The sequence below is a fragment of the Streptomyces noursei genome, assembly GCF_016917755.1.
GTDB classification, from domain to species: domain Bacteria; phylum Actinomycetota; class Actinomycetes; order Streptomycetales; family Streptomycetaceae; genus Streptomyces; species Streptomyces yunnanensis.
The window spans coordinates 7,248,763-7,270,841 of the sequence record NZ_CP070326.1 but is presented as its reverse complement, the minus strand read 5'-3'; the positions used below and the strand labels follow the sequence as shown (position 1 = coordinate 7,270,841).

20 protein-coding genes and 2 pseudogenes are annotated in these 22,079 nt (G+C 70.1%); 9 read left to right on the top strand and 13 right to left on the bottom strand.

Annotated elements, in window-relative coordinates:
• The first annotated feature begins 125 nt into the window (after positions 1 to 125).
• Positions 126 to 1,079 carry an FG-GAP repeat domain-containing protein gene (locus JNO44_RS31755; protein WP_205367242.1) on the top strand — a complete coding sequence of 318 codons (954 nt, stop codon included), beginning with the start codon at positions 126 to 128 and terminating at the stop codon, positions 1,077 to 1,079.
• 127 nt (positions 1,080 to 1,206) lie between these two features.
• Here the strand turns inward: JNO44_RS31755 and acnA are convergent, their stop codons facing one another.
• From acnA to JNO44_RS31730, 5 genes are all read right to left on the bottom strand, one after another.
• Complete coding sequence (acnA, locus tag JNO44_RS31750) at positions 1,207 to 3,921, bottom strand: aconitate hydratase AcnA (protein ID WP_205367239.1); 2,715 nt, start codon at positions 3,919 to 3,921, stop codon at positions 1,207 to 1,209.
• A 373-nt stretch (positions 3,922 to 4,294) separates the two neighbouring features.
• Positions 4,295 to 4,648, bottom strand: a complete 354-nt coding sequence (locus JNO44_RS31745) for a hypothetical protein (protein WP_205367236.1) — start codon at positions 4,646 to 4,648, stop codon at positions 4,295 to 4,297.
• 93 nt (positions 4,649 to 4,741) lie between these two features.
• On the bottom strand, positions 4,742 to 5,578 hold the full coding sequence (locus JNO44_RS31740; protein WP_205370868.1) for a nucleotidyltransferase domain-containing protein: 837 nt from the start codon (positions 5,576 to 5,578) through the stop codon (positions 4,742 to 4,744).
• Between the two features lie 89 nt (positions 5,579 to 5,667).
• Positions 5,668 to 6,027, bottom strand: a complete 360-nt coding sequence (locus JNO44_RS31735) for a GntR family transcriptional regulator (protein ID WP_205367234.1) — start codon at positions 6,025 to 6,027, stop codon at positions 5,668 to 5,670.
• A gap of 1 nt (position 6,028) precedes the next feature.
• The gene (locus JNO44_RS31730) at positions 6,029 to 7,015 is read right to left on the bottom strand and encodes a DUF1648 domain-containing protein (RefSeq protein ID WP_205367232.1); all 987 of its coding nucleotides are present in this window, start codon (positions 7,013 to 7,015) and stop codon (positions 6,029 to 6,031) included.
• Between the two features lie 91 nt (positions 7,016 to 7,106).
• Between JNO44_RS31730 and JNO44_RS31725 the strand changes: the two genes are divergently transcribed.
• Positions 7,107 to 8,636 (top strand): helix-turn-helix domain-containing protein, encoded by a 1,530-nt coding sequence (locus JNO44_RS31725; protein ID WP_039631918.1) that lies wholly within the window; start codon positions 7,107 to 7,109, stop codon positions 8,634 to 8,636.
• Between the two features lie 150 nt (positions 8,637 to 8,786).
• Here JNO44_RS31725 and JNO44_RS31720 read toward each other — a convergent pair whose 3' ends face one another.
• Both JNO44_RS31720 and JNO44_RS31715 read right to left on the bottom strand, forming a co-directional pair.
• The gene (locus JNO44_RS31720) at positions 8,787 to 9,959 is read right to left on the bottom strand and encodes a tyrosine-type recombinase/integrase (RefSeq protein WP_338058583.1); all 1,173 of its coding nucleotides are present in this window, start codon (positions 9,957 to 9,959) and stop codon (positions 8,787 to 8,789) included.
• Between the two features lie 128 nt (positions 9,960 to 10,087).
• Positions 10,088 to 10,345, bottom strand: coding sequence for a helix-turn-helix transcriptional regulator (locus JNO44_RS31715; RefSeq protein ID WP_240167737.1), 258 nt, complete (start codon positions 10,343 to 10,345; stop codon positions 10,088 to 10,090).
• A 1,037-nt stretch (positions 10,346 to 11,382) separates the two neighbouring features.
• Here JNO44_RS31715 and JNO44_RS31710 point away from each other — a divergent pair.
• The 7 genes and pseudogenes from JNO44_RS31710 (at position 11,383) to JNO44_RS31680 (ending at position 18,134) form a co-directional block, all read left to right on the top strand.
• On the top strand, positions 11,383 to 12,261 hold the full coding sequence (locus JNO44_RS31710) for a helix-turn-helix domain-containing protein (protein ID WP_205367229.1): 879 nt from the start codon (positions 11,383 to 11,385) through the stop codon (positions 12,259 to 12,261).
• A 5-nt stretch (positions 12,262 to 12,266) separates the two neighbouring features.
• Complete coding sequence (locus tag JNO44_RS31705; protein ID WP_205370864.1) at positions 12,267 to 12,956, top strand: zinc finger domain-containing protein; 690 nt, start codon at positions 12,267 to 12,269, stop codon at positions 12,954 to 12,956.
• Between the two features lie 86 nt (positions 12,957 to 13,042).
• Positions 13,043 to 13,564 (top strand): hypothetical protein, encoded by a 522-nt coding sequence (locus JNO44_RS31700; RefSeq protein WP_205367227.1) that lies wholly within the window; start codon positions 13,043 to 13,045, stop codon positions 13,562 to 13,564.
• Between the two features lie 2 nt (positions 13,565 to 13,566).
• Positions 13,567 to 14,883 (top strand): hypothetical protein, encoded by a 1,317-nt coding sequence (locus JNO44_RS31695; RefSeq protein ID WP_240167736.1) that lies wholly within the window; start codon positions 13,567 to 13,569, stop codon positions 14,881 to 14,883.
• A 370-nt stretch (positions 14,884 to 15,253) separates the two neighbouring features.
• Positions 15,254 to 15,595, top strand: a complete 342-nt coding sequence (locus tag JNO44_RS31690; protein ID WP_205367223.1) for a plasmid mobilization relaxosome protein MobC — start codon at positions 15,254 to 15,256, stop codon at positions 15,593 to 15,595.
• Positions 15,592 to 17,319: pseudogene (locus JNO44_RS31685) on the top strand (relaxase/mobilization nuclease domain-containing protein). The gene JNO44_RS31690 and the pseudogene JNO44_RS31685 overlap by 4 nt, the downstream one beginning before the upstream one ends.
• Before the next feature lie 212 nt (positions 17,320 to 17,531).
• Complete coding sequence (locus tag JNO44_RS31680) at positions 17,532 to 18,134, top strand: hypothetical protein (protein ID WP_205367221.1); 603 nt, start codon at positions 17,532 to 17,534, stop codon at positions 18,132 to 18,134.
• Positions 18,135 to 18,151: 17 nt separating this feature from the next.
• On the opposite strand, the gene JNO44_RS31675 is transcribed toward JNO44_RS31680, so the two are convergent.
• The 6 genes and pseudogenes from JNO44_RS31675 to JNO44_RS31650 form a co-directional block, all read right to left on the bottom strand.
• Positions 18,152 to 18,850: a hypothetical protein gene (locus JNO44_RS31675; protein ID WP_205367220.1), complete on the bottom strand. Its 699-nt coding sequence runs from the start codon at positions 18,848 to 18,850 to the stop codon at positions 18,152 to 18,154.
• A gap of 97 nt (positions 18,851 to 18,947) precedes the next feature.
• Complete coding sequence (locus JNO44_RS31670; RefSeq protein ID WP_338058582.1) at positions 18,948 to 19,409, bottom strand: hypothetical protein; 462 nt, start codon at positions 19,407 to 19,409, stop codon at positions 18,948 to 18,950.
• 96 nt (positions 19,410 to 19,505) lie between these two features.
• A complete protein-coding gene (locus JNO44_RS31665; protein ID WP_205367219.1) occupies positions 19,506 to 20,192 on the bottom strand; it encodes an SPDY domain-containing protein in 687 nt (228 codons plus the stop codon).
• Between the two features lie 214 nt (positions 20,193 to 20,406).
• Positions 20,407 to 20,546 (bottom strand): annotated as a pseudogene (locus JNO44_RS31660) (flavoprotein); the annotation flags it as partial.
• A 28-nt stretch (positions 20,547 to 20,574) separates the two neighbouring features.
• Complete coding sequence (locus JNO44_RS31655; RefSeq protein WP_205367218.1) at positions 20,575 to 20,931, bottom strand: ASCH domain-containing protein; 357 nt, start codon at positions 20,929 to 20,931, stop codon at positions 20,575 to 20,577.
• Positions 20,928 to 22,058: a hypothetical protein gene (locus JNO44_RS31650; RefSeq protein WP_205367217.1), complete on the bottom strand. Its 1,131-nt coding sequence runs from the start codon at positions 22,056 to 22,058 to the stop codon at positions 20,928 to 20,930. Before JNO44_RS31650 ends, JNO44_RS31655 begins: the two co-directional genes overlap by 4 nt.
• Between the last annotated feature and the right edge of the window lie 21 nt (positions 22,059 to 22,079).

Sequence of the window (22,079 nt, the reverse complement as noted above, 5' to 3'; positions counted from 1 at the left end):
GCCGAAGTAGTTGACAGGTGAAGAAGCCGTGACAAGATCCTGAGCTCCGGACACCTTCGGCGCGCCCCCACGGGGGCGCGCCGTCGTCGTACCGGATCCCATCGATCCCCACCACGGAGAACTACGTGGCAATACTCTCCGGCCGCAGGCGCGGACGTGCTCTGTCCCGTCTCGCCACCGCGGCCATCGCCGTCGCGCTCGCCGGCACCGCTGCCGGCACCTCCTTCGCGGCGGACAACCCCGGCTCGGCGGCCCAGAACGCCGTGCAGGGCACCCCGCAGGCGTCCACCAGCGCCCCGAAGGCGATCACCAGCGGCGCCAGCTCGACCGGGAACGCGGCCAACCCGATCTTCACCCTCTTCGGTGTGGAGTCCACCGGCGCCACCTACGTCTACGACGTCGACGGCTCCGGCAAGTACACGGCGCGCCAGAAGGTCGACGACCTCGGCGACGTCCGCGCCAACCAGCAGGCGGTGGACAACGACGCCGACGGCATCGGCGACGGCGTCTGGCTCTGGGAGCCCGGCGGCGACCTGTACTTCAGCAACGACGCCACCCCGGACAGCGTCCGGATCGGCGGCGGCTGGAACACCTACGACAAGGTGCTCTCCCCGGGCAACCTGGGCGGCGCCAAGGAGTACGACATCATCGCCCGCGACCGCAGCGGCGTGCTGTGGCTGTACCTCGGCTACCCCGACGGCAAGGTCACCGCGCGCACCAAGGTCGGCGCCGGCTGGCAGATCTACGACCAGATCGCCGGCAAGGGCGACCTGACCGGTGACGGCAAGCCCGACCTGATCGCCCGCGAGAAGGCCACCGGCGACCTGTACCTGTACAGGGGCACCGGCAGCGCGAGCGCGCCGTTCGCGGCCCGCCAGAAGATCGGCACCGGCTGGGGCGGCTACAACGCCCTGCTCTCCTCCGGCGACGTGAACCTCGACGGCAAGACCGACTTCATCGCGCGCGACGGTTCCGGCCGCCTCTTCGCCTACTACGGCACCGGCAACGCCGCCAGCCCGTACCAGGCGCGCGTCCAGATCGGCACCGGCTGGAACATCTACACCAAGCTGTTCTCCTGACCGGTGCGGCGGGACCGGCCGGCCCCGCCGACCGCACCGCCGACGGCGTGCAACGCGAGGGCCGCACCCCCCTTCCGGGGAGTGCGGCCCTCGTCTGCTGTGCCGTACCGCCTACGTGCGGCTGTGCTTACTTACGAATGAGGCTCCGCAGCACGTACTGCATGATGCCGCCGTTGCGGTAGTAGTCCGCCTCACCGGGGGTGTCGATGCGGACGACCGCGTCGAACTCGACACCGGTGTCGGTGGTGACCTTCACCGTGCGCGGGGTGGTGCCGTTGTTGAGCTCCTCGACGCCGGCGAAGGAGAAGGTCTCCTCGCCGGTCAGGCCGAGGGACTGCGCCGAGGCGCCCTCGGGGAACTGCAGCGGCAGCACGCCCATGCCGATCAGGTTCGAGCGGTGGATGCGCTCGTAGGACTCGGCGATGACGGCCTTGACGCCGAGCAGCGCGGTGCCCTTGGCCGCCCAGTCGCGGGACGAGCCGGAGCCGTACTCCTTGCCCGCGAGCACGACCAGCGGGATGCCCTGGTCGATGTAGTTGCGCGAGGCGTCGTAGATGAAGGAGACCGGGGCACCCTCGACGGTGAAGTCGCGGGTGTAGCCGCCCTCGGTGCCCGGCGCGATCTGGTTGCGCAGGCGGATGTTGGCGAACGTACCGCGGATCATGACCTCGTGGTTGCCGCGGCGGGAGCCGTAGCTGTTGAAGTCGCGGCGCTCGACGCCGTGCTCCGTGAGGTACTGGCCGGCCGGGGTGTCGGCCTTGATGGCACCGGCCGGGGAGATGTGGTCGGTGGTGACCGAGTCGCCCAGCTTGGCGAGGACGCGGGCGCCGGCGATGTCGGTGACCGGGGCCGGCTCCATCGCCATGCCCTCGAAGTACGGGGGCTTGCGGACGTAGGTGGACTCCGCGTCCCACTCGAAGGTGTTGCCGGTCGGGATCGGCAGCGCCTGCCACTGGGCGTCGCCCGCGAAGACGTCGGCGTAGGACTTGTTGAACATGTCCTCGCCGATCGCGTTCGCGACCACGTCGTTGACCTCGGCCTCGGTCGGCCAGATGTCCTTGAGGTAGACCGGGTTGCCGTTCTGGTCGGCGCCCAGGGCCTCCTTGGTGATGTCCACCTTCATGGAGCCGGCGAGGGCGTAGGCGACGACCAGCGGCGGGGACGCCAGGTAGTTCATCTTGACGTCGGGGTTGATCCGGCCCTCGAAGTTGCGGTTGCCGGAGAGCACCGAGGTCACGGCCAGGTCGTGGTCGTTGACGGCCTTGGAGACCTCCTCCGGCAGCGGGCCGGAGTTGCCGATGCAGGTGGTGCAGCCGTAGCCGACGAGGTTGAAGCCGACCTTGTCGAGGTACGGGGTCAGGCCCGCCTTGTCGAAGTAGTCGGTGACGACCTTGGAGCCCGGGGCGAGCGTGGTCTTGACCCACGGCTTGCGGGTCAGGCCCTTCTCGACCGCCTTCTTGGCCACCAGCGCGGCGGCGACCATGACGTACGGGTTCGAGGTGTTGGTGCAGGAGGTGATGGCCGCGACGGTGACCGCGCCGTGGTCCAGCTCGTAGGTGGAGCCGTCGGGAGCGGTGACGGTGACCGGGTTGGTCGGCACGCCGTTGGCGGTGGCCGGGGCGTCGGAGGCCGGGAAGGACTCCTTGCCCGCCTCGTCGGCGGTGTCCACGTAGTTGCGGACGTCCAGCTTGAACTGCTCGGCGGCGTTCGCCAGGACGATACGGTCCTGCGGGCGCTTCGGGCCGGCGATCGACGGGACGACCGTCGACAGGTCCAGCTCCAGCTTCTCGGAGAAGTCCGGCTCGGCCTTCGGGTCCAGCCAGAGGCCCTGCTCCTTGGCGTACGCCTCGACGAGGGCGACCTGCTGCTCGCTGCGGCCGGTCAGCTTCAGGTAGTTCAGGGTCTCGTCGTCGATCGGGAAGATCGCCGCGGTGGAACCGAACTCCGGCGACATGTTGCCGATGGTGGCGCGGTTGGCCAGGGAGGTGGCGGCCACGCCCTCGCCGTAGAACTCCACGAACTTGCCGACGACACCGTGCTTGCGCAGCATCTCGGTGATGGTCAGGACCAGGTCGGTGGCGGTGGTGCCGGCCTGCAGCTCGCCGGTCAGCTTGAAGCCGACGACGCGCGGGATCAGCATGGAGACCGGCTGGCCGAGCATCGCGGCCTCGGCCTCGATGCCACCGACGCCCCAGCCCAGCACGCCCAGGCCGTTGACCATGGTGGTGTGCGAGTCGGTGCCGACGAGGGTGTCGGGGTACGCCTGGCCGCCTCGCACCATGACGGTGCGGGCCAGGTGCTCGATGTTCACCTGGTGGACGATGCCGGTGCCGGGCGGGACGACCTTGAACTCGTCGAAGGCGGTCTGGCCCCAGCGCAGGAACTGGTAGCGCTCCTTGTTGCGGCCGTACTCCAGCTCCACGTTCTGGCCGAACGCGTCCTTGGTGCCGAACTTGTCGGCGATGACGGAGTGGTCGATGACCAGCTCGGCCGGCGCCAGCGGGTTGATCTTCGCCGGGTCGCCGCCCAACTCCTTCACGGCCTCACGCATGGTCGCCAGGTCCACGACGCACGGCACACCGGTGAAGTCCTGCATGATCACGCGGGCCGGCGTGAACTGGATCTCCTGGCTCGGCTGCGCCTGGGAGTCCCAGGTGCCGAGCGCCCGGATGTGGTCGGCGGTGATGTTGGCGCCGTCCTCGGTGCGAAGCAGGTTCTCCAGCAGCACCTTGAGGCTGTAGGGCAGACGGGCCGAGCCCTCCACCTTGTCCAGCCTGAAGATCTCGTACGACTCGTCGCCCACCTGCAGCGTGCTACGGGCGTCGAAGCTGTTCGCCGACACGACAGTCTCCTTCAATGATTTCGCGCGTACCACCGCAATCCTGCCGTCACAGGTTCGTCGCCGATCCGCTAAGGTGAACCTAAGTTAGGCTCGCCTTACTCACCCGGCTGCGGTACGCCTCCCGGCAGATATCTCGATGTCGAGATAACTCTAATACATCGCTGCTGCCTGGTCATGCCCTGCCGCCCTGACCGCTGTCATCCAATCGAGTCGCCGACGGTGCACCCGGCCTCTTCGGCTTCCTTGCCGGCGAACCCTGCCGGGATCCCCTCGCAGCCGTTCCGGCCGCGCCGGCTCCAGGAGACAGCCGCCGAGGGGCTGCCGGTCGAGTCGCCGGGGCCGGCCACGGACATCGGCGTCGACGCGTCGTGCCTCAGCTCGCGCGCGGCCCGTCAACAGTGAGCTCGCCGTCGGGTGCCAGGGTGAACCGGACGTCTTCCGTCACGGTCGCGGTGGTGGCCGAGGTGCCGTGGGCCTTCAGTGTGAAGCCGTCCGCCTTGCCGTAGTGCCCGTCCGCTTCGGCGGCGTCGCTCCAGGAGTTGACCCGCACCCACACCGACCAGTGGTGCACCCGCTTCTCCCGCCACGGCCCCCAGCTGTCCTGCGGCAGCAGCCCCGCGCCGCGGCCCGAGAACAGGTACCAGCCGACAAGTCCGAGCAGGACCACGGCGGTCACGGCCATGAGCCGCGGCGCGGTCGGCCGCCGGGGAACGCGTATGACGGGCACGGGGATTCCTTCCGTTCGGGTTGAGCTCAGTCGGAGTCGAAGACGGTTCTCCGCCGTGCCGCGCTCCCTTGCGCCACCGTTTGCCGGTACGGCTCAGCCGTTCCCGTACGCCGCCAGCGTCCGGTCGATGGTCGGGCCGAGGAAGGCCCGGGTGAGCTCGGCGCGCCGGGCCGGCCAGTCCGCGCGGGGGGCTTCGGGCGCGCCGGCCGTGCCGGCCGCGGCCGGCGCCGGCGAGGTGGCCGGCGGGCCGTAGCGCCGGTGCCGGATGTCGGCGAGGACCTGTGCCGGCGCGCCCAGGCCCGCCAGGACGGGCAGGGCCTGGCCCTTGCTGATCAGGGTGCCGTTCCGCAGCGTCACCGTCGCCCGGGCCAGGGTCAGCAGCCCGAGGTCCACCCAGATGTCGCGCAGCCAGTATTCCGGGTGCTCCAGTGCGGGCCGCCAGAACCCGCGCAGGTCGGCGAGGACGAAGGCGGCCAACTGGGCGTCGGTCACCGGGGGCAGGAGCGCGGCGGGGCCGTCGCCGTACAGCACCAGGCCGAAGGAGTGGAGTTCGCGGCGGGTGACCGGGGTCAGGGGGCGGTGCGTCAACTCGTCGTGGGCCCAGGCGAGATGGGGGTGTGCGGGGTCGTCCGGCGCGGTGCCGTCCGGATAGGCGCAGTGCAGCGCGCGGGCCGGTGGGCCGCCGGTGGCGGCGAGACGGCGGTGGAGCTCCGCCAGGCGACGCTCCTCCTGCGGTGTGGCGGGGCGGGCGAGGACCGCGATCAGGTCGAGGTCGCTGCGGCCCTCCTGGTAGTCGCCGCCGGCCAGCGAGCCGTGCGCCCACAGCGCCCGCAGCGGCACCCGCTCCTGAAGCCCCGTCAGGAAGGCGCGGAGCAGGGCGGCGGTGGACGGTGGCGGTGCCGGTCGGTGTGCCTCCGTCGCCGCCCGCATCGCCGTCCTCTTCTGCCCGGCCGCCGCAGCGGCCTCCGGGTAACCCGTCCCCGCCCCACTGCCCCGCGCGCCGCCGGGCCCGGCGGCGGTCATCCGCCGTCCAGCCCCAGCCGCACCACCCGCACGATCTCGTCGTCGGTCAGCCCCAGGTCGCGGGCCTCGGAGATGAGTCGCTCGGCGGTTTCCCCGAGGCGGGCGCGGGCCGGCGAGGCGGCGCCGGTGACCACCGCACCGCGGCCACGGCGGAGCTCGATCAGCCCCTCCTCCTTCAGCCGCTGGTAACCGCGCAGCACGGTGTGGACGTTGACGCCGAGGGAGGCGGCGAGCGCCCGGGCGGCGGGCAGGCGTTCCCCGGCGCGCACCGAGCCGTCGGCGATCGCGCCGCGCACCGAGGCGGCGATCTGGTCGCCGAGCGGGACGGACGAGCCGGGGTCGACACGGAACAGCACGTCAGCTCCCTTCTCCCGAGCGGTGGCGGTCGAGGTAGGTGTTGAGCAGCGCGGCGGCGGTGGCGGAGTCGTCGACCGTCACCACGAACTCCCGGCCGCTGGTGAGCCGCAGCACCATACCCTCACCCGAACGGAGCAACAGGCCGCTGCGGCCGGGCTGGATGCGGTACCCCCAGCCACCGTACTCGGCGAGCGCCCCGATCCGGCGGCTGGTCGCCTCCACCACCTTGGCGAGCGGGATGCGGTGCAGCGGGACCGGCAACAGCGTCGGGGTGAGGCTCAGCCCGCGCCGGTCGACGGTCACCCGCACGGAGCAGTGGACCGCAACCGTCAGGCCGCCGAGAAGCATCACCGCGCCGCCCACCCAGCCGGCGAACATCCCGAGCAGGACCCCGGCGCACATCATCGCGGCGGCCAGGAGGGCCATCAGCGGCGAACTGACGGTGCGGGACCAACCGGCCCGGGTCCCGGCGGGCAGGTCCAGACGGCGGACGGTCCCACCCTGCGGACGGGATGCCTCCGGTTCGGCGCCGGCCAGCAGCCAGCCCAGCGCCCCGGCGACCAGGCCCGCCCCCAGCATCACGGCCACCTGCCAGGCGGGCAGCCGGAGCCCGACGGGGTCACCGCCGCGGGCGTTGCCGAGCAGGGTCGTCACCGACGCCCAACCGAGGCAGACGGCGGTGAAGTAGGCCATGGCGACCATCCAGCGCCCGGCCCGCGCGGGCAGCCCCCGCCGGACGAACAGGCCGAGGCCGACGCCGAGGACGAGCAGGCCCGCCAGGCACGCCGAGAGGAAGCCCTGGGGCGAGGAGTAGCCGTCGGGGCGGCCGTCGGCGGCGAAGTGGGTGGCGAGTCGTTCGGGGAGCCGCCCGGCGACGCACGCGTAACAGGCGCCGAGGATCAGCGTGACGAGGATGAACGGCAGGGCCGCTATCCAGCCCCGCGGGCGGGTGTTCACGGGGCCGGCGAACGGCGTGGATCGCTTCATGACAACCTCCAGTTGTTCGCATAGTAGTAGAACAATCTGGAGAGCACTCACCAACAACGCATCAATCTCATATCTGAGATACGGTCACCCCATGGCAGACGACTACCTCGTACGCATCGGCAGGCTCATCCGTGACGCCCGACAGCACCGTGGCTGGACACAGACGCAGCTCGCCGAGGCGCTCGGCACCAGCCAGAGCGCGGTCAATCGGATCGAGCGCGGCAACCAGAACATCAGCCTTGAGATGATCGCCCGCATCGGCGAAGCCCTGGACAGCGAAATCGTCTCGCTCGGATACGCCGGACCGATGCATCTGCGGGTGGTCGGCGGGCGCCGACTGTCCGGCAGCATCGACGTCAAGACGAGCAAGAACGCCTGCGTCGCGCTGCTGTGCGCGACCCTGCTCAACGCGGGCCGCACAACTCTGCGCCGGGTGGCCCGCATTGAGGAGGTCTACCGGATCCTGGAGGTGCTGGGCAGCATCGGCGTCCGCACCCGCTGGATCAACGACGGCAACGACCTGGAGATCGTGCCGCCGGCCCAACTCGACCTGGACGCCATGGACACGGAGGCGGCCCGCCGCACCCGCAGCGTCATCATGTTCCTCGGTCCGCTGCTGCACCGGATGGACCACTTCAAGCTGCCCTACGCGGGCGGCTGCGACCTCGGCACCCGCACGGTCACGCCCCACATGACCGCCTTGCGGCACTTCGGACTGGAAATCACCGCGACCGACGGCACCTACCTCGCCGAGGTCGACCGCGACGTCGCGCCCAAGCGCGCCATCGTCCTGACCGAGCGCGGCGACACCGTCACCGAGAACGCGCTGCTCGCCGCCGCCCGGCACGACGGCGTCACGGTCATCCGCAACGCCTCCTCCAACTACATGGTCCAGGACCTGTGCTTCTTCCTGGAGGAGCTGGGCGTGCGGGTCGACGGCATCGGCACCACCACCCTCACCGTCCACGGCGTGGCGAAGATCGACCGCGATGTGGACTTCGCGCCCTCCGAGGACCCGGTCGAGGCGATGAGCCTGCTGGCCGCCGCGGTCGTCACCGAGTCGGAACTGACGATCCGTCGGGTCCCGGTGGAGTTCCTGGAGATCGAGCTGGCGGTCCTGGAGGAGATGGGCCTGGACCACGAGCGCAGCGCCGAGTACCCCGCCGACAACGGCCGCACCCGCCTCATCGACCTGACCGTCCGCCCCTCCAAGCTCCAGGCCCCGCTGGACAAGATCCACCCGATGCCGTTCCCGGGCCTGAACATCGACAACGTCCCCTTCTTCGCCGCCATCGCGGCCACCGCCCAGGGCCAGACCCTGATCCACGACTGGGTCTACGACAACCGCGCCATCTACCTCACCGACCTCACCCGGCTCGGCGCCCAGGTCAAACTGCTCGACCCGCACCGCGTCCTGGTCGACGGCCCCACCCGCTGGCGCTCCGCGGAAATGATGTGCCCCCCGGCGCTGCGCCCCGCCGTCGTCGTCCTGCTGGCGATGATGGCCGCCGAGGGCACCTCGGTGCTGCGCAACGTCTACGTCATCAACCGCGGCTACGAGGACCTCGCGGAACGCCTCAACTCGATCGGCGCGCAGATCGAGATCTTCCGGGACATCTGATGTGCGGATGCCGCCGAACCCCGTCTGACCTGCTACTTAGCGAGTCAGGGAGGGGTGCGGCGGCATCCGTGGGACTTCTCTGGGACTTTGCGACCGAGCCGGGGCTCCTACGGACTCATCAGTCCGGACCCGACGCTGTCCGGTCCGCGGCTACGCGAAGATCGCGTCGATGGCGGTGCTGCCCCGCGCGCCCGCGCGGGGCAGGAAGTGGGAGTACTTCCGCAGCGTGAACCCGGGGTCGGAGTGACCCAGCCAGCGTGCCAGCGAGACGACCGATTCGCCGGCCTCCAGCTCCTCGGAGGCGTAGAAGTGGCGCAGGGCGTGGTAGCCGTGCTCCCGGGATGGCTCCCAGATCCGGGCCCCGTCCTGGGAACTCGTCTCCAGCGCGGCGATCACGCCGGCCTGGGCCAGAGCCGGCTTCCAGACGTAGGAGTTGAAGTAGTTCCGGTTGATCGCCGTCCGCTCGCGACCCGTCACCAGGAGGTTGTACGTCCGCGGGCGACGGTGCTTGGCTTCCACCGGCGTCTCGGGAGGGCGCGGATCGTCCCACGGCAGCGTGACGGGCACTGGTGCGAAGAGCTCCATGTGCTGCCGCAGAGCCCTGGCCACGCTTGAGGGCAGGGGAACGTCTCGGACCTTGCGTCCCTTTGGAAGCGCAAAGCACAGCTTTGTCCGCACCATCTTGATCTGGCGCCGGACATGGACGACTTCCTCTTCGAAGTCGATGTCGTCCAAGCAGACGCCGAACGCTTCCCCTTGCCGGAGTCCCAGGCCGGCACCGATCTCGACGAGGACCCGGTAGCGATCCGACAGAGCTGCGCGTACGGCCAATACCCGCTCCGGCGGCCAGGCTTCGACCCTGCCAGGTGCGGCGGCTGGGGGACGGACCGTGCTCGCGCGGCATGGGTTGCGTGCGAGGCGACGGTCCTCGACAGCGGCTTGAAGCACGCCGGAGAGCGTCGCCCAGACGAGACGGATCGACGTAGGCCCGAGGTCTTTCTCCAGCCGCTTCTTCCAGCTTCGCAGGGCTTCCGTACCCACGCTGTTCAGCGGCAGGGCGCCAAGGTGCGGGAGGATGTGCCGGCGTACCCGCTGCTCGATGCGCTCAAGGGTGGACGGGTCGCCGCTCTGGGTGGGCCACCAATGGGTCTCGATGTAGTCCTTGAGGGAGATGGCCCCGTCGCGCGGATCGACGAACTCGCCTCGCCGCGCATCGGTCTGAGCCTGGGCGAGCCAGGTCTTGGCGTCCTGGACCGTGTCGAACGAACGGTCTTTGACGCCCGGAACGCCCTTGACGCGATAGCGCGTGCACTTGCCGTACATCGCTGTGCGCTCACGCTTACCGGTTTCGGGGTTGGGGCGCTTCTTCAGCCACCGGTCCTCTATGTAGCCAGCCAGAAGGAACTCCTTGACGAAGGGGATGGAAACTGCGGTCTACGGCGCGCGCCGTGTCAGGTGCTGGGAACGCGACCGGACCGATGCTGGGGAGCTGAGTTCAGGGGGCTCAACGCCGTGTTGGAGCGCGAGTCGGCCTGTTCCTGCTGGCGGACCCATGCGTCGAGCGCTTCCACCCGGTACATGACGCGGCCACGTGGGCCCATGCGGAAACTCGGCGGCCCCTGCCGCCGATGCCGCCAGACATAGAGCGTGTGCGGTGAGAGGCCGAGGTATTCAGCAGCGTCCTTCACGTTCAGGAAGGCCGTGCGCACAGCGCGAGCAGAGGTAGGGGCGGCGGAGGGGACGAGTAGCGATTGTGCGGGCATAGGAAGTTCCTGTGGGGCGAAGGGGACAAGGCGGCGGTGGGGGTTCCTGGCTCTCACCTTCGCCCACGACTCTCGGCGAAAAGGAGTTCGGGGGCTACTGCAGATCGGGGCAAGAGGTTCCTCACAACGAATGAGACGGATTTCGGATGGCCGCAGGGCGGAGCGCGCGGGAAATCCAATGATGCGGAGAATCCCCGGTTTCGCTAACCGGGGATCGTCGGCTATATTCCGCCCGCGCCGACCGGCGCGGGGCCGGGCGAGCTCGCCGAGAAAGGTGCGTGGGGAGATTCCGCGATCGGCTGCGATGGCAACATCGTCATCGATGTCGCAGCGTCGCCGCCGGCGTTCGATGCGGGAGTCCGTCGTGAGGGTCGTGGGGCGACCCAGCTCGGTCGTGCGGGCGGCCAGCTCTCGTTAGGGATTCCGCGCATGGTGCGGGCGCGGTCGATGGCGCGGGCGGCCTGATCTCCGACCGGCCTACTTCCAGAGGGGTTTGCGGCATGGGATCTGTTGTAGCTCTGGAAGAGCCGTTTCCCCAACCGGTGATCCACTGCTGTCTTGCGCCACTTTGTTGTCACATCCCCTACGTCACCGCAGAAAAGGGCGGAACATAGCACGGGAACACCGGTTGGCGAAATCACGGTGCGTCAGGTCGCCCATCCCACTGAACAACCGCTGCGGGCGATTTCGCTAACCGGGGATCCGGGTCTAACGTTTTAATTCCCCGCGCACGACGTGTTCGCCGTGAGCTGTTTGCTTTCTCGGTGGAATGCTGGACTTGCGCGGGCGGATGTGGCTGTCTTGTCCAGGCGCCCGGAACACTGTTTCCGGGGCACGGGGAAACTCGGCACGCCACAGCCGCGGCCAAGGAATCCTCGTGCACACCAGCGCGGGCCTCGCCGGGAACTCCACGCCGCAGCCCTCCCCGAACCCCCGAAGCGGACTGCCCGCACCTCCCCACCTGACCTAGGAGCCGCCAACCGATGAGCAGAGACGCCCGCGAGTGGGTCTGGGAGAACAGCGCCAGCAAGGGCAACGCCCGGCTGGTGATGCTCTCCATCGCCGACCGCGTCGCCGACGACAAGTGTGTCGCCTACGCCACGGTGCCCAGCCTGATGGAGCGCACGGGGGCATCCCGGTCCACCGTCCGTGACGCCCTGGACATGCTGGTGCGCTGCGGTGAGCTGGAGGAGGCTGACGATCTCCAGGGCCCGTACCGCGCCACCGTGTACTGGCTGCCCCGAGCGGCCCGCTTCATCGCGAACGCGTCGCGTCCCGATGGCACTCCCGCCGTCGAGCCCAGGAAGCCCGACCGCAACACGCCCGGCCTGCGGCGGTACGGAATCCGTCCCCGCAAGGGGCTGGAATCCGGCCCCTCGAAGGACCAGGATCCGGCCCTGCCGGAAATCGGCACGGACCGGAATCCAACCCCTCCAGGGACCGGAATCCAGCCCGTGGAGGGACCGGAATCCAGCCCCCAGAACCGTAGTGAACCGAAGGTGAACCGTAGGTACAGCAGCAGTGCCACCACCCTCACCTCGGCCACCGACTGGGAGGTCGACGCGGAGACCCGCGCCTGGGCGCAGCAGCAGGGGCACCTGGCCCGCCTCGGCGAGGACGGCATCCGTGCCGCCGACGCGAAGTGGCGTTCCTACCGGGCGGCTTGGCCGCCGCGCTCGGCCGCCGCATGGGCTGCCGACTGGCGCACCTGGATCGCCCGCGAGCACAGCCCTGCACCGAGCCGCCCGAGCCTCTACGCCCTGCCCGGCGGCACCCCCGCCCCCACGGTCGGCATGACCCGCGCCGAGGCGCACACCGCCGCCCTGCTCGCCGCCCTCGAAGAACCGACCGGAACGGAGTAACTGCACTGGATCGCCGCGAAATTGCCGCCCTCCTCGCCTACATCGGCCGCCTCGACCCCCGCTCCATCCGCACCGATGCCGGCGAGGCCCGTGACCAAATCGCCCAATGGCACGAGTTGCTGAGCGACGTACCCCTGACCACCGTCCACGGCTGGGATGCCCGCGAGGCGATACGGGACCACGTCCTGGACTCCCCGTACCCGCTCCTGCCCGTGGACATCGCCCGCAAGTGGCGTGCCCACCGCCGCGACCGCCTCGGCCGGCACACCGACCCCACACCGTCCGCTGACCCGGACGACCCTGCCGCCTGGCGGGCCGAACTGTTCGCCACCCGACACGCGGTCGCCACTGGTGCGGCTGCGCCCTCGTCGCACCGGCGGATCACGAACGGCGGTCCACACCCCGACATCGCAGCCCGCCTCGCTGCCATCGGATCGTGCGTCCCGCCCGCTGCCCGTGTCGAGCTCGCCCGCTACCGGCCGATGCGAGCCGCCCGCGAGGCCGCCGTCGCCGCGGGACGGCCCGACGCGCTCAGCGTCCCTTGCCAGTGGTGCCACGCCGGCAAGGGCGAGCCCTGCCGTACCCGGCGCGTAGGGCCCGACGGCCGCCCGCGAGGCAACGCGCCCCGCGCCGTGCCTCACCCGACGCGTGTGGACCTCGCCGCAGCCGAGCTCGCCCAGCACACCGCCGCGTAATCCGCGCCAACTCCCTCCCCTCCCCCCTCACTGCCCCCGTGCACGGCTCAACGCCGCATGCCCCGTGGGCCCTTCGGAGACCTCATATGCCCACTACCGCAGTTCCCCCTGCCCCAACAGGTCCGTCGGCTTCGACCTGGACCGCTCCGTCGGGGTGCATCGCGGCCGTCGTACTGGCCACGCTGACCTTCCTGCTCGCTCTCGACCTCGTGCATCAACTCGCTGCCACGACTTACGCCTCCACGCCTCTCCCATACGTGTTCCTCGGCGCCATCGACGGGTTCATCGCCCTGTCGATCGCCGCCGTAGTCCGGCTGCGTTCAGCGCCGATCCTGGACCAGGAGTACGCGTGGAAGCTGACTGTCGCCGCGATAGCTGTCCGCGCCGCCACGGTCGTCGTGCTCGGCTCTCTCGCCGACCGGCAGGGTCCGGGAGGCGCCTGGACGCTGGCCGGCGTCACCGTCGTGGCCATGTCGGCCTGCGCGCCTCTCATCCCCTTGGGCGTCGTCCACCTTTACGTCCTGGCCGCCGAGCACGCCGCAGGCGTGAGCCAGCGGAGGGGACCGGACGCGTCGAGCCAGGAGCGGACTCGGGGCGGTGACGCCTGAAAGTGCCCTGGTCGACATGGGACGCCACTCCCCTGCTGCTCACCGCTTTGGCCTTCGTCTCCGGCGGGGTGCTGGCCACATACCTGACCCGGCGAGGCCGGAGCGGCAGCAACGGCCAACGGCGACAGGCGCGAGGAACGCTCGCGCTCCGGCTGGCCGCTGTCGCCGCGACCGTGTGCACGATCTACAGCGCCGATACAAGTTGGCGGTTCGCCGCCCACTACCTCGGCATGTACAGCACGGCGGAGCGGATCGCGATGTTCGCCGCCGGTGAGCTCGCGCTGTTCTCCACCGCCCTGCTGGCTCGGCAGAACCTCCACAGCGACAATCGGGCACCCGGTATGCCCGGGGTCCTGGTCTGGGTCATCACGACGGTTCAGATCATCCCCGCGTACGCCGAATCTGGTCTGGTCGGCGGCTCGGTGAGGGCCTTCCTCGGGCCGGTCATGGCCGCCGTGCTGTGGCACCTCGCCATGGGCATCGAGCTGCGCCACCGCATCGCCAAGGCCGCCTCCGACAGCCTGGCCGCCCGCATCGGGCGCGAGGCCCGCGAGCGCCTCCTGTCTCGCCTGGGCATCGCCGACCGCAGCCGCGACGCCCAGGAGATCACCCGCGAACGCGCCACTGCCAAGGCCGCCGACCTGGCCGCGCGCCTCTACGCGAAACCCAAGGCATACCGCACGACCCGGCGTGGCCGGCTCGCCATGCGCCGCCTGTCCGATGCGGTGGACCGGGCCCAGGTGGCCACCGATCCGCAACAGCGCGAGCGGCTCCTGGCCCGGTTCGCGGCCCGCCGGAACGCCGCGGCCCTGCTCGATGCCGACCTGACCTTCCCCTGGGAGACCGGCACCCGCCACCATTCCGCATCCACGCCGCCAGGGCTGCCGACTTCCGGTGACTCCACTTCCGATGGCCCCACTTCCGGTGCAGCTCCGCGTTCCCATGACCACCCGCACCCCGCACGCGAGCACGTACCGGAAATCCCCACCCCCGAGCGCCACCGGAAGAAGGACACCCCGCAAGCGAAGCGGGAACCACCCGAGGAGCCGGCACCACCTCACCCTCTTCCGGAACGCGACCGGCCGAAACCCCGGCCTCGCCGTACGGGGCGCCCGCCCGACACCTCCATCGACGAGCTGATCGCGATCGCCCACGATCTCGAAGCCCGCACCGGATCCGCCCCCCACACGGCCATGCGCGCCGAGCTCGACAAGCTCGAACGCAAAGCCTCCAACAAACGGATCACGCAGGCACTCGAAGCCCTGGAGGCCGGGCGCAAGGGCGGCACACCGATCCTCGGCGAGGCCAGCGGCGAGTAACGGTTCGGACTCCAACGCCCAGCGGGTGTACCGGAATTGATTCCGGTACACCCGCTCGCCCTCACCCAACCATCCTCTGAAACGGAGACCCATGCACGAACCGCACCACGAAGACCCCACCATCCACGAGAACGCACTGACGAGTACCCCTGCCCCAGGCGGAGCAAGTTGTACCGGGAGCAATGCTCCCGGGTTTCCCGCCCCGGGGGTGGCGGGAGCGGACCGGCGCCAGGGGGCACCGGGCCGGCAAGCTGCGGCCGAGGGCGGACCGCAGTCTGGAGGGGAACGGCAGGCCGAGACCCTCTCGACGAAGCGCCAGCGCGCCCGTCAGCCCAAGCCGCTCAAGCGCCTGCACCAGCCCAGCTGCCGCATGAACGAGCCCGAGTACGCGCGCTTCACCACCGCAGCCGCCCACTGCAAGATGACCAACGCCGCCTTCCTCGCCTACGCCGTCGACAAGGCCGCCCGCGACCTGACCCGCACCGCCGCCGAGATCGCCACCGAACGGGAAGTCATCGACGAGCTCTTCACCGCCCGCCGGCACCTGGGCCGTATACACGGCCTCTTCAACCAGGTCGCCAAGGCCCTCAACTCCGGCGCCGACGCACCCCACCTCCACGCCACCGCCCAGGCGGTCCACGACGCGGCCCGCCGCATGGAAGACGCCGCCGACGCCCTGCTCGCCCACCGCGACGGCGGCGCCGCGGCGTGATCCCCAGCATCCACAAGCGCGGCAGCGAAACGATCGGCCTGATCCGCTACCTCTACGGCAAGGGCACCCACGAGGAGCACATCGATCCCCACCTGGTCGCCGCCTACGATCCACTCACCCCGGACCCCGGCCACGACCCCAGCGCCACCTATGAGCAGTTGCAGCGCCTGCTCGACCAGCCCGTCAACGCCCTGCCCAAGAACCGCCGCCCCAACAAGCACGTGTGGCACATCTCCGTACGGGCCAGCCCCGAGGACCCGGTCCTGTCCGACGAGGACTGGGCTGCCATCGCCCGCCGCACGGTCGCCGCCACCGGCATCGCCCCCGACGGCGACGAGCAAGCCTGCCGGTGGGCGGCGGTTCGTCACGCCGACGACCACATCCACATCATCGCCACCCTGGTCCGAGACGACGGCCGCCGCCCTCGGCTGCACAACGAAGCCCGCCGCGCCCAGGCCGAGGCCCGCCGCATCGAAGCCGATTACGGCCTGCGCCGGGTCACACCGGGTGACGGCACGGCCGCCAAGCGCCCCACCAGCGCCGAGCGCCACAAGGCCGAACGCCAGGGCCGTGACCGCGCCGCGCGCGAGGAACTACGTGAGACCGTCCGCCGCGCACTCTCCGGCGCCGCCTCCACGGACGAGTTCCTCGACCGCCTCAAGAACGCCGGGCTCCTCGTACGCACGAAGGTCCTCCCCTCCGGGGACCTGAAGGGCTACAAAGTCGCCTTGCCGGACGACCGCAACAAGGACAAGGAGCCCGTCTACTACGCCGGATCCACCCTCGCCCCCGACCTGTCCCTGCCCCGCATCCAGGAACGCTTCGCCCTCGACTCCACCCCACCGCAGACCACCGACAGCGAACGGCGGGAACACTCCACCAGAGCGTCGGCACCTGCCGCGGCACGGCGCACCACTGCCCACGCGGCCTGGCAAGCGCTGCTCGTCCTCGACCACAGCGCCGACGACGGTGCGGCGGCCGCCCAGATCGCCGCAACCGGTGAGGTCCTCGACGCCCTGGCCAAGACTTCCGCGCTCCACACTCGCGATGAACTCCGCAAGGCGGCCTGGGAGTTCGAGCGTGCCTCGCGCTCCCACACCCGAGCCGAGTTCCGCCACGCGCAGGACCTGCGCCGCGCGGCTCGCGAGCTAGTCCGAGGCGGGCCCGCGCTCGGCCGGGGCGAGGACGGGGCCGGCACCGCGATGGTCCTGGACATGCTGTTCTTCCTGACCATCACCGCCGCGCACTGGCACGCCTAGCGACACCACGCCCAGCAGGCCGAGGCCGCCCGCCAGGCAGCCGAGCATCTGCGGGCCGCCTACCAGCAGGCAGCCGGCGAACCCCTCACGGTGCTGCGTGAGCGGGGCCGCCGTATCGCCCCATCTCTACGTCACCACCATGCCGCCACCGTGCGCGCCGCCCTCCCCGAACTCGCCGAGATCGTCCTGGCCGAGCCTGGCTGGGACGCCTTGGCGGTCACCCTCGCCGACGCCGAACACGCAGGTCATGATCCCGGTTCCCTGCTCGCCGACGCCGCCGCTCACCGGGAACTGGACACCGCCGAATCCATCAGCGATGTCCTCATCTGGCGCCTGCGCCGCGCCACAGACCTCCCCGGATACGCCCCGGCCCCGGAAGGCACCCGAACCACCCACGCCAACGATCAGCCGGCCACCGCACGGCAGATGCCGACACCGTCGACACCACGCACACCACGCCGCTGATCACAGCGAGGACACCGACCCCATCGAGAGAACCCGGATAGCGGGCGACATATGACTGACGGGCCCGACCACTCATGGTCGGGCCCGTCAGATGTCTTCGCCCGGCGGCGTACCGCCGTCGCACCCCACGCTCTGCGGAGAGCCAACTCCGTTGTCAGTGGCTGATGCCAGGCTGACCACTACCCACCTCAGACCGTCGTCAGGAGGACAACATGAGCACCAACGACCTTGGTCCGCTGGCCATCACGCGCCGTAGCGCCAGCGAGCCGATACGGGACAACGGCGAAACCGTAGGCCGGTTAGGCGACTTCTGGAGCTGGGCATGCTCCGACCTGGCCAACAACACCATGCGCGGTGTCCTGGCCGAGTACCTCGTGGCCACGGCTCTGGGCGCCGCCACCGGTACCCGCACCGAATGGGACACCGTCGACATCCGCACGCCCGAGAAGTGGCGCGTCGAGGTGAAGTCGACGGCCTACCTGCAGTCGTGGGCGCAGTCCCAGCTGTCGGAGGTCTCGTTCTCCATCAAACCGGCCGCCGGCTGGGACACGCAGACCGGCACCACCTCGGCCGACGTACTGCGCCGCTCGGACGTGTACGTCTTCTGCCCGCTGCACCACCAGGACAAGCAGACCCTCGACCCCCTGGACCTCGGCCAGTGGACCTTCTACGTCCTGCCCACTCGTGTCCTGGACGAGCGGTGCCCTGGCCAGAAGACCATCAGGCTGTCCAGCCTCGATCGCCTCGGCCCGTTGAAGACCGACTTCACCGGCCTGCAGAAGGCGGTCGCCGCGTGCGCCGAGGGCCCACGGTAGTCCCAGGGCCGGCGAGCTCAGCCCGCGTGGTGAGCCTTGTCGACGGCCTTCAGCAGGTGGGCGTCGACAAGGCCAGGGCTACCGGAGACCACTACGACCACCGTCCCGGTGCGCACGGCCGTCTGCTTGACAAGGGTGGTGCGTCCACCGGCGGTGAGGGTCAGCAGATGGCTCCACCGCTCGTCGCCCAGCTGCAGGGCGGGCGCATTCTGGGGTGTGACCGTGATGGGGGTGCTGCCGGCGAGCACTTGGTAGGCGGGACAAGAGGTCATCGCCTCGAAGATCCGGCCCACGCCCTCGGAGAGTTTGGCGCCAGTGTCGCTGTACAGCTCCTCGGACACCTCCGAATCACCGCCGTCGGCGTAGGCGAAGGACGCCTTCGCCTTACGAGGGAAGTCCAGACCGCCGCCGACCGCGGCGTCACCACCGAGCTTCTCCAGCGCGGGGCAGCCGGTCACGGTCACGTCGTCATGCCGCTTGAGCGGCTCCGGCTTACGCACGTAGCCCTGGCCCAAGTCGCCCTCGTCAAGGAGCCGCTTGCCCAGCGCGGCGGAGGACAGCGGCGCGGACTCCCGGGCGTTCTTGCCCTCCTGGAGCGTGGAGGCGGACGCGGAGGATGTCGGGTTGTCGGCGGAGGTGCTGCCGTCGGAGCAGCCCGCCAGGGCCAGGACGGCAAGGGTACTCAGGCTGAGGACGGCCGCGGCGTGAAGGCGCATGTGAATCCCCAAGGTTGGTGATGAGCGGACGGTCTGGCCGGACCGGCCCTCCGGGCGCCGGCGATACGTAGGGGAAGGGAGAAGGGGGTTCGTGGGGTCAGTGGCCGAGGTGGCGCAGGCCGTCCTCGACAGTGGGGTGAAAGTGGTCGGCCGGACCGGAGTTGCGGTTGTACCAGGCCGTGTCCAAACGCGGCTCATGCGTCTCGTGCCCAGCCCGGCAGCGCAGCCACACGGAGCCGTCGCGCATGTTGAAGACCACCCAGTGCCGATACGCACCGCACGTGGGGCACTCACGGACCTCCTCGTCGATGACGAGCGGCTGGTCCCAGCGCATCATGAACCCGGAGACGTCCTGCCGAGACGGCGCTCGAAAGCCCGACGGCAGGAAGTCGGGCACCACCTCGTCCTCCGGCTCAGCGGCCGCGGCCCCGCCGGAGGCCGGGCCAGGAAAGTCGGGCACCGGAAGTTCGGCGTGCATCGCCAGCATCGCCCGACCCACACGCTGGGCCTCACGGAACTCACGCTCGACACGGGCACGTCGTCGGAACATTCGGAACATGCAGTCTCCATCTCGTCATCTGACGGATACGAGGAACGGGCAACCCGGGGGAAATCGGCACCGAACAGCACAACCGCCCCCAAGGTGCCGGTCGGCTCAGCTGCGGTGGATGACGCTGAGGCGGCCCTCGGCGCACTTGGGCAACGTGCGGCGAGGCACCGGGACCGGTGAGGCGAGCGAGGAAGCGAACACGGCGACCAGGTCGTGGGGGACACTGGCGCTGAAGCTGGCGCACCACAGATACGGGGCGCCGAGAACGGGTTCCGCCCACACCTGCCAGCCCACCAGATCAGGGCGCGGGTCGGCATCCTGGACGAGCGTCGGCAGCGGCTCCAAGGAGACACTGCAGGAGAACTCGGGATCCGAGGCGGTGGTCCGGGGCCGGTCCACGTCACGGATCCAGCCCTGAGCGCCGAGCGCCTTGAGGACCGCCTCGGGCCCCTCGAAGCCGATGTCGGGCGTCTCGCGGGCGTCCATCGCCACGAGGAGATCGGCGAGCGCCTCGTACGGAACGCCGCCGGTGACGTACGCGTTCCACTCCGTCATCGCGGAGGCGGCATGCGGGCGGGCGCTCAGCTGCCAGGCGATGGGCAGTCCGCCCAACTCGAACGGGGAGGCCGCGAAGATCCACTCGGCCCCGCACAGCTCGCCCGGGCTCACGTACAGCAGGGTGTAGCGGGAGGTGGGCCACATGCGCCAGCCGAGGCCGACCAGGGTGTCGCCGATCCGCTCGGCGAGAACGTCGTCGTCACCGGCCAGGTGGCGCGGGATGACCCAGTACACCGGGTCCGGCGCGGCGGGGCGGGAGGGATCGCTGGGGTGGTGCGGGTACAGGGCGCCTCCGTGAGCTCAGGGGTATGTCTTCCGGCAGGCGTTGTACGTTGACATGTTGCGCGGCAGCGCACCAGTCCTTCTGGACTCTTTCCTGTCTGCCCCCGGCGAACTGGTGTCCTCTGCCATCCAATCGAGTCGTTTGACAGCGAACCCAGTCGTTTGGGCCAAAGCCGTACGCCTCGCACAGGAAGCCCAAGGCCAGGGTGTCGGAGATCCCGGCAGCCCACTTGTTGATCGTGTTGAACGTGGCCGGGGCCACCGCAATGCATTGGCGGGCTGCAGGGAGCGGGGGTAGCCGGGAGCAAACACGTCACCTGCCCCACGGAAAGCCCTAGCGAACGCGCAGTTCGATCTCGATCGCAAGGGCTCCCAGCGCCTCCTTCTCCGGGCCGTAGATGGTGCGGATGTTGGCCAGCTGCTCCTCACGGGAGGCTGACGGGTTGATGTTGGCCGGTCCTTCGCCGTCGAGGAGGGCCTCGAAGTCCGGGTACTCGGTGACGCGTTTGACCAAGACGTCGCAGGTTTCCTCGGTGTCCTTGATCCGGAATCGGATGGTGTCGCCGGCGGCAAGACCGGCCAGGTGCGGGTACTTCACCCGCACCTCGATCGTCTTCTCACCGGCGGCGACGAGATCGAAGTACCGGCGGTAGAGGTTCAGCTCGTGGAAGCGGGCGGCGGTGTCCGTCATGGGGCGGGAACGCTCCTAGCGTGTGGTGCGGTCAGCAGGCGGCCGAGCTCGGCGGCCGAGTAGGCGCGGAAGAAGTGCCGGGGATCGGAGAGCAGTACCTCGGCGAGGCCGAGCAGCCGCTCGGCGTATTCGTTCAACGAACCGGGCCATTCCCGGGTGTCGAGCATCCACGACTCGGCACCGTCCGACAAGCGCGTCTTCCCTTCCCGGATGAGCGACTTGGAGAGTTTCGCGCCGGTGTCGGTAACGACCTGTGGGCAGAACAGCCGCGCGGGAAGGTGTGCGGGTGAGAGGCCGACGGCCTGCATGGCGCCGTCGACGAGCTGCGAGCCGAAGATCCAGTCGCCACCCTTGACCATCACGGGCAGCGTGCCGGGTGCGCTGGTGCCGGCGGCGAGTTCCTTGACGAGATTGCGGTACAGCGTCGCGAGATCGAGGTAGTCGGCATGCCCGTCACTGGTGGGGGTGATGGCCACCTCATACGGGCCGTGGTGGAGGCACACGGCCTCGACAACCGCCTGCTCGGGGTTGGTCCGGCGGACGCGGGTGCGTTCGGCGTACTTCTCGGCCCAGCCGCAGCCCGGCTCGGGGCACGGTACGCGCAGGTGCGGGATCCCGGAGGAGGGGGCGAGCCACCAGCGTACTGGGCCGCCCATGTGTGGCAGGAGGTGCAGCCAGGTGCGGCGGAAGCGCTCGGTGGCCTGCTGCTGTGAATACGTCTCGATGGTGTACGGCACGTGGAGCCGGTCGGACAGGGTGGCGAAGAGCGGCAGGTAGAGGTCTTCGACCAGCTGGCGGACGGCTTGGTCGCCGAGGGACTGGGCGTAGGCGCGCTGGTAGCGATGTCCGGTTGCCCGGTCGGTCAGGACCTCATGCGGTGCGTTGTCGAGTGCGCTGAACAGGACCGAGACGGGCAGGCCGAACCGTTCGCGGATGCGGGCGGCGCCGGCGAAGGCGAGGGACTGCACCAAAGAAGTTCCCAGGTGCGGTGCACCGTTGATCTGGGTGCCGACGACGAACACGACGTGGTCCGGAGTGGCGGTGGTCAGGCGGGGAATGAGGACGTCCTCAGTGCTGGACAGGGCGTTGGCGAGGACTGTGTTGGGTGATGCCGGGGGTGTGGTCACCGTGTCTCCCTGATGGCTGGG